At 31.1% G+C, this 14,901-nt stretch carries 10 protein-coding genes and 1 tRNA gene; 5 read left to right on the forward strand and 6 right to left on the reverse strand.

The window, feature by feature from the left end:
• Window positions 1-6: 6 nt before the first annotated feature.
• The 6 genes from udk to BMY33_RS17350 all read right to left on the reverse strand — a co-directional run bounded on the left by udk (window position 7) and on the right by BMY33_RS17350 (window position 6,671).
• On the reverse strand, window positions 7-615 hold the full coding sequence (udk, locus tag BMY33_RS17325; RefSeq protein ID WP_091410889.1) for a uridine kinase: 609 nt from the start codon (window positions 613-615) through the stop codon (window positions 7-9).
• A 96-nt stretch (window positions 616-711) separates the two neighbouring features.
• Entirely contained in the window at window positions 712-1,809 is a 1,098-nt protein-coding gene (locus tag BMY33_RS17330) for an anhydro-N-acetylmuramic acid kinase (RefSeq protein ID WP_244543047.1), read from the reverse strand.
• A gap of 34 nt (window positions 1,810-1,843) precedes the next feature.
• Complete coding sequence (locus BMY33_RS17335) at window positions 1,844-2,596, reverse strand: hypothetical protein (RefSeq protein WP_091410892.1); 753 nt, start codon at window positions 2,594-2,596, stop codon at window positions 1,844-1,846.
• Window positions 2,597-2,742: 146 nt separating this feature from the next.
• On the reverse strand, window positions 2,743-3,207 hold the full coding sequence (locus BMY33_RS17340; RefSeq protein ID WP_091410893.1) for a c-type cytochrome: 465 nt from the start codon (window positions 3,205-3,207) through the stop codon (window positions 2,743-2,745).
• Between the two features lie 15 nt (window positions 3,208-3,222).
• A complete protein-coding gene (locus tag BMY33_RS17345; protein WP_091410894.1) occupies window positions 3,223-4,344 on the reverse strand; it encodes a PQQ-dependent sugar dehydrogenase in 1,122 nt (373 codons plus the stop codon).
• A 44-nt stretch (window positions 4,345-4,388) separates the two neighbouring features.
• Window positions 4,389-6,671, reverse strand: a complete 2,283-nt coding sequence (locus tag BMY33_RS17350; protein ID WP_091410895.1) for a TonB-dependent receptor — start codon at window positions 6,669-6,671, stop codon at window positions 4,389-4,391.
• A 108-nt stretch (window positions 6,672-6,779) separates the two neighbouring features.
• On the opposite strand from BMY33_RS17350, the gene BMY33_RS17355 reads away from it, so the two are divergent.
• The 5 genes from BMY33_RS17355 to BMY33_RS17375 all read left to right on the forward strand — a co-directional run bounded on the left by BMY33_RS17355 (window position 6,780) and on the right by BMY33_RS17375 (window position 14,873).
• A complete protein-coding gene (locus BMY33_RS17355) occupies window positions 6,780-7,397 on the forward strand; it encodes a hypothetical protein (RefSeq protein WP_091410896.1) in 618 nt (205 codons plus the stop codon).
• Window positions 7,398-7,456: 59 nt separating this feature from the next.
• Window positions 7,457-7,531, forward strand: a tRNA-Pro gene (locus tag BMY33_RS17360).
• A gap of 254 nt (window positions 7,532-7,785) precedes the next feature.
• Window positions 7,786-11,724: a hybrid sensor histidine kinase/response regulator transcription factor gene (locus BMY33_RS17365; RefSeq protein ID WP_091410898.1), complete on the forward strand. Its 3,939-nt coding sequence runs from the start codon at window positions 7,786-7,788 to the stop codon at window positions 11,722-11,724.
• A gap of 134 nt (window positions 11,725-11,858) precedes the next feature.
• Complete coding sequence (locus tag BMY33_RS17370; RefSeq protein WP_091410899.1) at window positions 11,859-13,178, forward strand: NHL domain-containing protein; 1,320 nt, start codon at window positions 11,859-11,861, stop codon at window positions 13,176-13,178.
• An 18-nt stretch (window positions 13,179-13,196) separates the two neighbouring features.
• Complete coding sequence (locus tag BMY33_RS17375; RefSeq protein ID WP_091410901.1) at window positions 13,197-14,873, forward strand: leucine-rich repeat domain-containing protein; 1,677 nt, start codon at window positions 13,197-13,199, stop codon at window positions 14,871-14,873.
• The last annotated feature ends 28 nt before the right edge of the window (window positions 14,874-14,901 follow it).

Here is a 14,901-nt window from a genome sequence, read left to right on the forward strand (position 1 = left end):
CAAAAGTTAATTCAAGCGTTCTTTTACTATAGTACGAACAATATCAATTGCCACATTATTGTAATTATTATTAGGAATAATAAGATCCGCAAACTCTTTTGTAGGATCAATGAATTGTTGGTGCATTGGTTTTAGTGTATTTTGATATCTATCTAAAACTTCTTCCATATCACGACCTCTTTCTGCTATATCACGTTTTAAACGACGGATTAGACGTTCATCACTATCAGTTTGTACGTATATTTTGATATCGAACATTTCCCGAATTTTTGGATTTGTAAGAATCAAAATACCTTCTACAATAATTACTTTACTTGGTTTGGTTAATATAGTTTCTTTAGTGCGGTTATGTTCCACAAAGGAGTAAACGGGTTGTTCAATAGTTTCTCCTTTCCTCAAGGCACTAAGATGTTCTCCTAATAATTCAAAGTCGATAGACTGAGGATGATCAAAATTAATTTTTGTTCGTTCTTCATACCTAAGATGACTAGTATCTTTGTAGTAAGAATCCTGAGATATTACACATACTTCATTTTCAGGTAATTCATTAACAATTTGATTGACTACAGTTGTTTTTCCACAACCGGTTCCTCCAGCTATACCAATAATAAGCATTCCCAATATTTTTTTTGACAAATTTAGAAATACTTATTGAGTTATTGAGTCTTTGTGTAAGAGAGTTTTTATAAGTGGGTTACTAAATAGGAAACTCTAATGTGGATAGTAGATGATTCCTGAGGAAGAATCTCTCTTAGCGCCAGTTACTGATTGTAAACAGTTTATTTCGTTTCGATCCCTTAAAACACCCATAAAAGCAAAAATTAAAGCTTCCTTATAGTCAATAACATGTTCATTAGGTATAATGACTGTTGTATGATTTTGTAATTTTTGTTGTAAAACTTCTATTAGAAAGATATTGTTGGCACCTCCTCCAGTTATTAATAGTGATGATTTTTCTTTTCTCGTTTTTTTTATTGCATTAGCAATCTGTTCAGTTATATGATGGATCGATGTATATAATAGATTTTCTGCAGATGCTTTAGTTGTTTTTATTATAGGTATAACTTCATTTAAAAACCATTCATATCCAAGTGACTTGGGATATGAGGCTCTATAATATGATAACCCATTTAGTGTATTGTATAATTCTTCAATCAATTTTCCTGTCCTGGCCAGTTTACCTCCATCATCATATTCAAGGTTAATAGAGTTACAAATTAGATTTAACAACATATTGGCAGGGGAAATGTCATATGCTATCCTTTGTCCGTTTAGGTCAAAAGAAATATTACTAATTCCTCCTAAATTAAGGCAGAAATCATATTCGTTAAATAATAGTTGATCTCCTATAGGTACTAAAGGAGCACCTTGTCCACCAAGAGCTACATCATTTGTCCTGAAATCACAGATCACTTTTAGATTAGAAGTATTGGCGATATGTTGACCAGAACCAATTTGATAAGTTAATCCGATTTCTGGTTGATGAAAAACGGTATGACCGTGACTAGAAATGAAATCCACTTCTAACGAATTTTTATCAATAAAGTTTTTCACTTTTGTGCCTAGCCAGTCTCCATAAGTATTATTAAATGCCAATAGATCAGTAGTAGGAAGATGTACAGCGTTTTTTAGTTTATTTTTAAACGCTTCTGAATATGATACATTTTCAATATTGAGAATGGAAAATGCCCAAGAATCTTCATTTTTTTTTATATGACAATAGGCAATGTCTAAACCATCTAAAGAAGTTCCAGACATTAATCCAATTACTTTATATGTTTTAGAATTAGTAGCCATATAAGAACGCAAACTACCAAAATATTTTAAACATTATCATTTTTGACTAGTTATATTTATTTATGTATTGAAGGTCAAGTTTTTCTGTGTCGATTTCTAAGATTGCTTTATTGTAGTAAAAATCTATAATTTCATTTTCTAAATAGTTCTTAATATCACTCACAGTTTTTTTTCCGTAAAGAGAAAATATATATGAAGCTTCTCCTTTTTTAAATTCTGTTATAAGATCATCTGGATTTTCTACAATATTAATACCTTTATAACCGTCAAATTTTTTCTTCATCCATCGATGACTGGCCAATCGTACTAAACTTTTTTGTTGTTCTTCACTGAGGTAGCGTATCTCTTTTATATTTGTAGAATCATTCTTTTTTAAACGATCCACAGCTGTTTTAGCTTTAATATATTGTCTTTCTAGTTTAAAATCAATACGTTTCATATCTCTTTTAAGTTTTTCAACAACTTCGTAGAGCGCACCATTATACATTATTACAAATTTCTCATAATTATATAATGCATCCAGAAATAAAATTGCCTTCTTTTTATAAATTCTCGGAAAAGCTTGCTTTTTGGCATCAATAAAAAGTTTATTAAGTTCGACCTGAATTTCTTCCGGTATTCCTGAGAATTTTGGGCTATTTTTTATAGTTCTAATTTGCGAAGTAATTTGCAACCTAGAACCTTTATATAGTATTGACTTGTATCTAAATCGATATCGATTTGGCGAAATATCATCTATTTCTTGATTATAAGCGGAATAGCTTATGAAAAGTATGACAAGAAATAAAAAGGGTTTCATAACTATTGATTTCTAAATGTAGATTAGAGATGTACTTTTCTAATTTATAAAAATAGTAACGTAAATTATGTTAAAATTGTTATGCAAAAACTTAAGAGGATTAATTTAAGTTGTTAGAAATAGGTTTCAAAACAAATTGATTGATGTTATTTTTTGATAGCTGTAACTTCTTTTACAGTAACCATCTTTTGCTGTTTGTTTCCCCAACTGTTCATAATATAATTCATTACATCAGCAATTTCTTCATCTTCTAACCCTAAGGAAGTCATAGCACTATCGTATGGTTCTCCATTAACTTTGATTGGTCCATTTAAACCATATTTAACAGAGTGAATACTTTCTTCGCGTTTATTTACGAGCCAATCAGACCCAGCTAATGGAGGGAAAACTTTTGGAGTTCCTTTTCCGTCGGGGAGATGACATTGCATGCAGAAATCAATATACACTTCTTCGCCACGGGCAATACTCTTAGATAGTTCCGTATCTTGATAGCTTAAACTATCAGTTAGAATATAAGTATTTGCAGTATTTTTTTGTTTTGCTATAATTGAAATACAAAATATCACAGAAAGTACTTCTAGTAATAAGAGATGTCTGAATCGCTTTTTCATGTTAAATAATAAGAATTATGATTTTGGAATTATTTTTATAATTCCTTTATTTTCAACAGCTAGATAAATATAACCGTCCGGACCTTGTCGAACATTTCGAACTCTACCAATACCTTCTGCTATTTTTTTTCGCCCTGTCACTTTGTTACCATCTAATTCAACCAATTCTAAATATTGAAATTTTAGAGAACCTACTAGAAGATCGTTTTTCCAATCAGGATATTTATCACTTGTTACAAAATCCATTCCGCTAGGAGCGATTGATGGTACCCAATAATAAATAGGTTGTTCCATTCCTTCTTTACTGGTGATATCTGTAATAGTAGAACCGCTATAGTTAATTCCATATGTAATAATGGGCCAGCCGTAATTTACTCCTTTGTTGATAATATTAATTTCATCACCACCTCTCGGTCCATGTTCGTGAATCCAAATTTTACCATTATTAGGATGAATAGCCATTCCCTGTGGATTTCTATGTCCGTATGAAAAGATCGCTTTCTTAGCATCATTTTCTTTTATAAAAGGGTTGTCTTTAGGAATACTTCCATCATCATTAAGTCGATAAATTTTTCCACCATCTCTAGTTATATCCTGAGGGTTTTCATCTCTATTTCCTCGATCTCCTATACTAAAATAAAGATATCCTTCTTTATCAAATTCTATTCTTGACCCAAAATGATGTCCTCTTGTAGTGTTTGGGGTACCTCTATATAGGTTTTCTATTGAAGTAAGCTTGTTGTTCTCTAATTTAGCTCTAATTAAGGCAGTATGACCTCCTTTTTCAGAACCCTCTTTGGAGGAATAGGTAATGTACAACCACCCATTTTTATCATATTCAGGGTGTATTTCAATATCTAATAAGCCTCCTTGATTACGGTTGTATACTTCTGGAACATTTTCTATGTTAGTTTTTGTTCCGTTACTGTAGTGGATTAATTCACCACTTTTCTCAGTAATTAGCATGCTCCCATCTGGAAGCCAATCCATTCCCCAAGGAATTTGTAAATCAGGAATAACAATTTCTGTAGTATAGTTTTTAGGATCATTGTCAATTGTTATGTCATTTTTTTTCTCTTGAGCACAAGAAAAGACAGTAGATAGGATGGCGGTTATGTAGAATAAAGTATTGTTCATTGTGTTACTGTAGTTTACATTTGAAAATTACAAATAAAAATTATTTATAATCTATATTTTATGTTAATCCCTCCATACATATTAAAAGGTAGTCCTGGATAAAAATATCTGGGTTGATTTCCTCCAAAACCTCTTGCGTTAATCTGTAACTGGGATGCATATTTACTATCTAAGATATTATTAGCTCCAAGAAAGAAATCAAAGGAAATATAATCCTGAATGAAGCTTATATACCCTATCTTTCCATTTAATAATTCATAACTGTTATTAAAAACAGTGTTTCCATCATTTGCAGGAATTTCACCAACTGTCTGAAAATTTAAATTCCCATAGATTCCTTTTTTAGCTATATAATCAATTCCTAAATTAATAATATGTGATGGTACACCGGTAAGATCATTACTGGAAAAATCATTGTCGAGATCTATAAATTTATCAAATTTGTAATGGTTTAATGTTCCGCTTAATGTTAGGTTTAGTTGTTTTTGTGCAGATGTAATAATACGATAGTTAATCGTTCCTTCAAATCCAGTATGAATTGTTTTTCCTGCATTAATAGCGAAGAAATTATCTTCTTCAGTTCTCCTTGCTACTAATAGATCTTTTACTCTTAAAGTATATAAAGAAAGAGAACCATATACTTGATTATTCAACAGATTGTATCTGGTTCCGACCTCATAATTCCATCCAATTTCTGGTCGTATTTCAGGATTAAACTCTCCATCTGGCAATAAGGTTTCTGAAGTGGTAGGAGTAGAGAATCCATGGGCAATGTTTCCGAAAAAAGTAAAGTGGCTATTTAAAGTATAATTGAATCCAATTTTTGGAGATATTATTGGGTCAAAATCAAATTTCCCAGAACTATCAACATTATCTTCCAAAAATTCATCTTTAATATCAAAAAATGTTTGATTAGTATGGATTCCTACATTGAACTTTAATTTATTTGTTATCATCAAATTAGATTCTAGAAAAAGATTATAATAGTTTCTTTTTTCATTAAAATCAAAAAGCTGATCTCCCAATACACTGCCTGTTCCCGTTGGAAAATCTTGATATAAATTGTCAAATGTTTTGCTGTTATAGAAATCAAAAAAAACTTCTCCGCCTGCTGTCCAATCCCATTTTTTATCAAATAATTTTGAATTATGAACGACTCTACTTCGTATGCCAATTGTATTAGATTTCTCTTCTAAAATATTAAAAGGTCTTGGTTCATAGTTTTTTCTAAATGAAGAAAATAAGCTTGTATGCTGCGAAAAAGACGGAGTATATTGATGTTTCCAGGTAACCCCTATTATTCCATAAGTAACATCTTCGAACGCCTGAGACTGTCCCCAAGTGAATGCAGCTTGTCTTGGGTTGGTATCAAAATCATCTTGATCCAGTGAACTTGGGATACCAGCTTTAAGATCAATATAACTTGCAATTATAGAGAAGTTGTTTTTCTCTCCAAGGAATAAGGAGGAGGTTATAGTCGCTGTGTTTCTGTTATATGTATTGTTATCTCGATATCCATCAGATTTATTGTTACTATATATAATATTGACACCTGCCTTCTTTCCTCCAATAGCTATTTTTGCAACATTCCTTGACAGTCCGTAGCTTCCTAAATATGTCGATAGAGAAGTTTCTATTCCTTCATTTGTAATAAACTCTGGTCTCAATAAAATAGTCCCTCCTAAACCCACTCCGTAACTACTAGATGATGGACCTTTATGAATATCAATTCTGGAAACAGCAACTAATTCAAGATCTTCTATGGATGATTCGCCGTTGCCATCTGTTAAAGGAATGTCTCCGAAATAAGTTCGGATATTCGCTGTACCGAATAAATTTCTGGCACCAATACCTCTAATAGTTATTCTATTTGTATTTAAGGTGCCATTTTGCATAAAAACTCCAGGGACTTTATTAAGAATTGGATGTAGCTCAATCGAGTTACCGCGATTAATGGCTTGTGTATTAATAATGGTTACTGCATCCGTTGCATATTTTTTTTGAGATGGAATTGATTGACCATTAATAAATACTTCTTGTAATTGATTAATTTTTAATGAAATTGGTATGATCAAAAATTCATTTTCTAAAACTGCAATTTTTTTGGTTTGATATCCTAAAAAGGAAATTTCTATTTTCCCAAAACTGATCATTTTAAATTTACCGTGCTGATTAGACAATGTTTTATTACCAGTTTGTATATCTAATATAGTAGCATTATTAATTGGAATTAAAGTTGTTTGATCTATAATCAATCCAGAAATCTCAGATTGTGCTTCAATATTATAGGTAATAAATAAGAAAAGAAATAATACTGTGTTTTTCAAAAGGTACAATTTTACCCAAATATCGGGAACTAATTATATTTTGATTCTTAAAAATAACTTATAATTGTATCGAAATCAAAAAACGAAATCAATTAAATATGTTATTAAATGTTTAGAAAAATAGTGTGCATTGTACTTATTATATCTAGTTCAGTTTCTTTTGCACAAAGAATTAAAATTGATAGGAAAAAACTCAGTTTTTTAAAAAGTGAATCAAGAATTGAAGTTCAACTTACTTTTCCAGAACAAATGACTTTTTTGAGTGATAATATGTCTGAAAAAGAATTCATCCTGTATATGAAGGAAAGGAGAAGTAAAAAAGACCCTTCCATGGGTGATAAGTGGTTAGTTGAATATAATAATGCTAAACAAACAACCTGGAAGACTGATTTTTTGTCCACTATTAATAAAGCATTAGCGGGATATAGTGATTTAAGATTTGTAGACTCTGAGGAGAAAACAAATTATTTATTGATAGTAGAAGGAAATTGGATGTATCCGGGTTATGGCGGTGGAGCAAGCGTCGGTAGAGAAGAGGCTAAGTTGGAGGTAACCTTAAAATTTGTAGATAAATCAACCCCAGAAAATGTGTTATACATGACACAGACACCAAAAATCATTGGGAACTATGCATATGGAGAATTTGGAACAATTCTTAGAGTAGGAGAATGTTATAAGAAATTAGGGTATTTATTAAACCTTCAGCTTAAAAGAATTTTAAAATAATAATAGGTTTTAACAAAAGAGTTTACTTATATTTGCACCCGCAAAAAGGATAACCTTTTCGGGGTGTAGCGTAGCCCGGTTATCGCGCCGCGTTTGGGACGCGGAGGTCGCAGGTTCGAATCCTGCCACCCCGACAACTTAAAAATAGGTTAAATTAAAACACTGTTAATTATATAATTAACAGTGTTTTTTGTTTTATATAATTTTAATAACATTGCACAGCGTTTTATCCTCTTGCTTTTCCTGCTTAGTTTCCTAAATCATTCTAGATAAAGATTTTTTCTACTGTAAATTAGTGTTATTCGAAAGTCTTGCTTTGGAAAACTATTTTTATCAATCATCGGATTCTTAACCTTTGATATTATTTTTGTATAATAGTAAGTCATAAATGAAACGGATAGAATTCACATATAACAGAACAAAGAAAAAAAGCTTTTTTTACGCTAATTTTTTATTTGGATTTTTTATATTTCTTACTGCTGTCTCACAAGAAAAAGAATCAAAAAATCTCAACTTTGAAGATTCAGATTTTATTAAATTCTCTCAAATTAAAAAAGATTTATCAGAACAATATATATCCTCAATAATTCAAGGGAAAAATGACTTTTTATGGATTGGTACTCAAGATGGCTTGTACCGATTTGATGGAAGCAACACAAAGACATATAAATATAACCCTATAACAGAATCACTGCCAGGTACATGGATTAGGACTATTGTACAAGATGATAATGGTGTTTTTTGGTTAGGAATTAATGGCTTTGGATTGGTGCGTTTTGACAGCCATAAAAATGAATATGAAATATTGTCTACGGAATTAGAATCATCAAAAGAGACTAGTGGTTTGACCGTTCTTCAAGTTTTATGCACTAAAGAAGGTGCTATATGGATACGTACAGAAAATGGAGTATTCAAGAAAGAAAAAGAAGATGAAAAATTTATAAAAATTACCAGTGCTAATTCAACAATCAATATAAACAAAACAGTCAATGGCAATGTGCTTATTAGTAAAGAAAAAGCACTATTTCATTATCAAACCGACACAAATGAACTTGTATCCATACTAGAAAATGTTTCTATTCAACAATTTGAATCTACTATTAAAGATCAAATAATTTATAGATCTAAAGGAGATCTATTTATACATGATTTAAAAAATAAAAGCTCAAAAAAAATACCGCTTCCAAAAAAGATAAGCAACATATCTAACATTCAAAAACAAACTATTTATTTTTTAGGAGAAAACAAACTATTCAGATACAATATAGAAACGGAAAGTATTGTTCCTTTAAATATAGACGATCAAAGTCTCAAAATAAAAGATATTAAGACGCTATTTATAGATAATAGTGATGTTCTATGGGTGGGTAGTCGTAAAGGATTATACAAGCAAAATGTAATTGCTGATATTTTTAAAGAGACAATTCCATTACATGGACGAGGAATCATTGTTGATGATAAGTATGTTTTCATCGCTGGTAGAAATGGTTTTCATAAATATAATAAAGAAACCAAAGTCATAACACCTATTATTAAGAATACATATTTTCTTTCTATTCATAAAACTTTAAAAGGATTTTGGTTGGGGGATATAAGAGGGAATATACATTTTGTAGACCAAAACGGAAAGATTTCTGTTTTTGATGCTATTATCGAAAAAACGAATAATCCTATTCGAGACATTTATGGAATTGTTGAAGACGCTAATGGTCATATATGGATTGGGTCTTGGATTGGACTTTACTTACTTAATGAGAAAGGTGAACTTATAAAAACATTTGCTGTAAAAACTAAAGATGAGAACAAGGGTATTAATATAACAAAACTATACATAGACAAAAAAGGGACATTATGGATTACCACTGTCGGTAATGGTGTCTACAGAATACCTGAAGCTTCAAAAATAAGTGCAGGTGTTAAAGACTTTAATTACACAAATTATCTACATGAAAAAGGAAATGTTTCAACAATAAATTCAAATGTTCTTTATGAAATAAAAGAAGAAAAAAATGGCACATTATGGTTTGGTACAAATTATGGGATCAATCAATACGTTGAAGAAACCAATTCTTTTAAGCCATTAAAAAAAGATAAAAAGTTATTTGATGATAATAGTATGTCTTTTCAAATTGATAAAGAAAATTTATTCTGGATAAGCACTATTCGTAATGGTATATTTATTCTTAACCCAGTAACGAAACAATATTTTAATCTTAATAAAAAGGATGGTTTAGTATCTAACGCATATCTGTTCAATTCTAGTGCTCATTATGATAATAAATTATATTTTGGAACTGAAGACAAAGTACAAGTAATTAATACAAAAAACTTTATCTATCCAAAAATTGAAAAGAGTCCTTTAATTACTGATTTTAATATATATGGGCAAGATGAAGTACCTTCAGTATCAACCTTAAAAAATCAAGAATTAATATTAGAGCATCATGAATCAAATTTTACAATTCGTTTTCAATTACTAGATTTTCGCTTTTCTGATAAGGTAAATTATTTTTATAAAATTAAAGAAATACAACAAGACTGGAGAAAAACTAAAGACAATAATGCTAATTTTACCAATCTACAGCCTGGTACATATCATTTTCTCTTAAGAGCAACTTATCAATCAAAATTGCCTAAAAATGCACCAGAAACTTCGATGACTATAATTATCATGCCACCATGGTATAAAACATGGTGGGCTTACACATTTTACAGCATTGCTTTTTTATCTATAATAATGTTACTGTATAAATTCAATTTAAATAGGAAAATAGCGGTTGTAGAAAAACAAAAAACACTAGAGTTAGATAGTTTGAAAACAGAAATGTATGAGAATATTTCTCATGAATTTAGAACACCTTTAACCTTAATAAACGGATTATCACAAGTATTACTCGAAGAAGATTTCAACCACGAAAATATTGAAAAACTAAAAGGCATTAACAATAATGGAAATCAATTATTGCATTTAGTAAATCAAATGTTGGAATTAGTATCATTTGAAGCAAACGAGGTAATTGTTTCTTACAAAAATGCAGATATAATTAAGTTTATATCGCAATGTGTATCTCTTTATAGGTTTTATGCCGATTCTAAAGAAATACAATTAATATTTACTTCTGAAGCGTCTTCATTAATAATGGATTTTGACGATAAAAAGCTTCAGAAAATATTAAACAATGTCCTTTCTAACGCTATAAAATTCACACAAAAAGGAGGGGCAGTTAATGTAGAAATAAGCGCTGAAGGTCAAGATTTACTTCTAACAATAAGAGATACAGGACAAGGTATAGCACCAGAACATATCCCACATATTTTTGAAAGACACTACAAAACATTTGATGTAGATAATACTTTAGGAAATGGTATAGGTATGGCACTAACTAAAGAGTTGGTAACTATTTTAGAGGGAAGTATTTCTGTGAAAAGCGTTTTAGAAAAAGGATCTGTATTTACTATTAAATTACCTATTAAGAATACGATAAAGAATTCTGAGGCTGTAATTCATCATATTCCATTTATAGAAACAATAAAAGCAGAAACTGAAATTATAGAAAACTATTCAGCTACTGCTACGATTCTATTAGTTGAAGATAACAAAGAGATTCAAAAATTCATAAAATTATTGTTAGGGAAATTGTACACAATACATATAGCAAATAATGGTGTTGAAGGTCTAGAAATAGCAAAAAACAAACCTGTAGATTTTATTATTAGCGATGTGATGATGCCAAAAATGAATGGGTTTGAGTTTTGTAAACACATAAAAGAAGATACTAAAACCTCTCATATCCCTTTTATTATGGTTACGGCAAAATCAGCAACTCAGGATAAGTTAGAAGGTTATCGATTGGGTGTAGATGCCTATTTGTTAAAACCATTTAATAAAGAAGAATTGCTGCTAATAATTAAAAACTTATTGCAAAAACAACAGGATAAAATAAAATATTTCAGCACTCTTTTAAATCTAAAAAAACAAACAACTGCGGTTGCCGATATAAATCAATTAGATATAGACTTTATAAAAGCCATTCAAGAAATAGCGCTTTTGCCCAATAAAGTTACTATTGATGAGATTACCGAAAAACTATTTATAAGTCGCAGTCAACTTCATAAAAAAATAAAAGCTTTAACAGGTAAGTCTATAACACACTATTTAAATTATGTGCGTATAGAAAAAGCCAAACAACTTTTAAAAGATAATACACTGCAAATTGGTGAAATTGCTTTTGAGTTAGGGTTTGAATCAGCAAATTACTTCACCAGAATATTTAAAAAAGAAACAGGGATTACACCTGTAGAATATCGAGAAACTCGCGTTTTGTAGCTAAAAACACAATAGTGCTATGTGTAAAAACAATGGTGCTATACTGTCTTTTCTTTTCATTTTAATTTTACTCAAAGTTTAACGCAAGTATCATTTATACATTGAGAAGTGATATTTCTTAATCGAGTACTATTATGAATGTATCATTTAAAAATGAATCGAATAAGCCAACCATAATTATAGTGATATTAATTATGATTATTGGTTTTGGTAGCTGTTCTGAAGATAACGAGCAAGAAGAAATCCTAATACCTATTGCTACACTAACAAACATGAATCCTATAAGTGGACCAAAAGCTACTGTCGTAACTATTAATGGGACTAACTTTAGTGATATTAATACTGTTCAAGTTTTTTTTAATGAAGTAGAAGCTGTAGTAGAATCAGTTTCAGTAACTCAAATTAAAGCAAAAGTTCCCTCTGGTGCAGGCACAGGATTGATAAAAGTTATAAGTAATGATGTAGCGTTAGTAGGTCAGGAATTTACATACATCTTGACTACGGCTGTAACAACTATAGCGGGTGGAAGTCTAGCAGGCATAACAGATGGAACTGGTATTGACGCTAGATTTAATAACCCAAGGGATATTACTGTAGATGCTCAAGGTAATGTATACGTAGCAGGTGGTAATGGTCATAGAATACGAAAAATAACGTCAAATGGTATTGTAACAACTTTAGCAGGAAGCATTGAAGGTTCTAATGATGGAACAGATAGTAACGCACAATTTAATCTTCCTTCTGGTGTTGCGTTAGATATACAAGGAAATCTATATGTAGCAGATACTCAAAATCGAAGTGTACGAAAAATAACACCAACTGGAGTTGTAAGCACATTGGCAGGAGGAACTTTAGGTTTAGATGATGGAACAGGAACAGATGCTGAATTTGCTTTTCCTACTGGAATAACAATAGATACTCAAGGTGATTTATATACAGTCGATGGCTCTAGAATTAGAAAAATTACACCTACAGGTGTCGTAACTACAATAGCTGGAAGTGGTGCTGGTTTTGAAGACGGTACAACTGCAACTGCAAAATTTAACAATCCAAAAGGCATAGCCATTGATGCGCAAAACAACCTCTATATAGCAGATACGCAAAACCATCGTATACGTAAAATAACACCAGATGGTACGGTAAGCACTTTAGCTGGAAGTATCCAAGGTTTTCAAGATGGAAGTGTAACTAGTGCAACCTTTAATAATCCTCGAGGAATAACTATAGATAGTCAAAATAATTTATATATCGCTGATTCCGATAATCATAAAATTAGAAAAATAACACCTAATGGTATTGTAAGTACTATCGCGGGAACCACAAATGGTTTTGCAGATGGTAACGCAAACGAATCAAATTTTAGCCAACCCAACAGTTTAGCTATAGATCTAGACGGTAGTTTATACATCGCAGACCAAAAAAACCATAGAGTACGTAAAATAGTACAAGATTAATTTTTAAGAATTACAAGAATGAAACTATATATTAAACAAACTGTTTTTTTAATAATAATTACATCCATTATCTCTTGTGCTAAAGGTGATGACGGACCTATTGAAGAAGCATCAAAAAGCAATGAAAAGCAAATTACTAGTTTTGTGTTCCTACTTACCAATAACCCCATTGATGTAAATGTGGTAGCAACTATAGATGAAGAAAACAAAACTATAACAGCTACTATGCCAGAGGGCACTCCTATTACTGGTTTATTACCAAAGATAGAAGTATCTGCGCTCGCAATCATAGACCGCACGACAGCCGAAGATTTTACACAAGCCTTGGAATACAAGGTAACTGCTGAAGACGGAAGCGAAGTAATTTATACAGTAACCGTAACTGCCTTATTAAGCCAACGGCAAATATTGCAGGCTATTTTAGATGCGAATCCTGATAATACGTTGGGTTGGGACCTTAATGCTACTGAAAATTTGGGGGATTTAAACGGAATAACATTAAATACGGAAGGTGAAATTATTGGGTTTTTCGCAAACGTTGTTAATGTTTCAATCATTCCAGCAGAAATAGGACAATTAACTAAGCTAGAAGAGTTATTCTTTATTGCGAACAAAATTCAATCAATACCGCCAGAAATTGGTCTTTTAACCAATTTGAGGAAGCTGTATTTAAATTCCAGTCATCAACTTAATGTAATTCCTGAAGAAATTGGACAATTAACTAATTTAACGTCTTTGAGCTTAAATTCTAATAAACTCACCTCTATTCCTGTAGAGATCGGGCAGTTGACTAATTTAACTTTTTTGTCTTTAGTTAGCAATCAACTCACTTCTTTACCTATAGAAATAGGACAATTAACCAATTTAATTACTTTAAGATTAAGTTCAAACCAACTTACTTCCTTGCCTGTTGAAATAGGCCAATTATCTAATTTGGAAATATTAAATATAAATAGAAACGAGCTTACCACTTTACCGATTGAAATTGAACAATTAACCAGTCTGGAAATTTTGGATCTAGGGGAGAATCAACTTACAAGCTTATCTAAAGAAATTGGGCAATTAATCCGTTTGAAAGAATTGTCTTTATTCAGGAACCAATTCATTTCTTTACCTCCAGAAATTGGATTTCTTTCTCAACTAGAAAAGTTATTCATTAATAACAATAACCTTACTGAAATACCGGCATCAATTTTACAGCTCGAACTACACAACGACCTATTAGTCGTTAAAGATCCAGAGGTGAATTACGATAGTCAATCATCTAACGATTTACTTATTGAAATATATAGTGCTAACCCAGGTAATACATTGGAGTGGAGTGTTGACGAATATCCAGGAGTGACCTTTGGGGATACAGGTGGCGTAATTGAGATTACGATGAACAACAAAAATTTAACCAGAATCCCAAGCAATGTTTTTAAACTTGGCGGTTTAAAAGTTCTAAACATAAATAATAACAAGTTCGAAACCTTAGATGCGAATTTAGGCGAAATAGGCTCCTTAGAAGTAATAACTGCAGCTAGTAATAATCTAACTACGGTTCCAGATACTTTTCGAAAATTGGAAAATTTGACTTTGTTAAGTTTAATCGATAACCCCATAACAAGTATACCGCCAGAAGTTTGCAATTTACAAACGTCAAATGGCGGTATACTTACCCTACTTACAGATCCTGGGGAAGGCTGTAATTAATTATAAAAACCCAAACTTCATCCATTTT

It is taken from the genome of Aquimarina amphilecti, assembly GCF_900109375.1.
GTDB classification, from domain to species: Bacteria; Bacteroidota; Bacteroidia; order Flavobacteriales; family Flavobacteriaceae; genus Aquimarina; species Aquimarina amphilecti.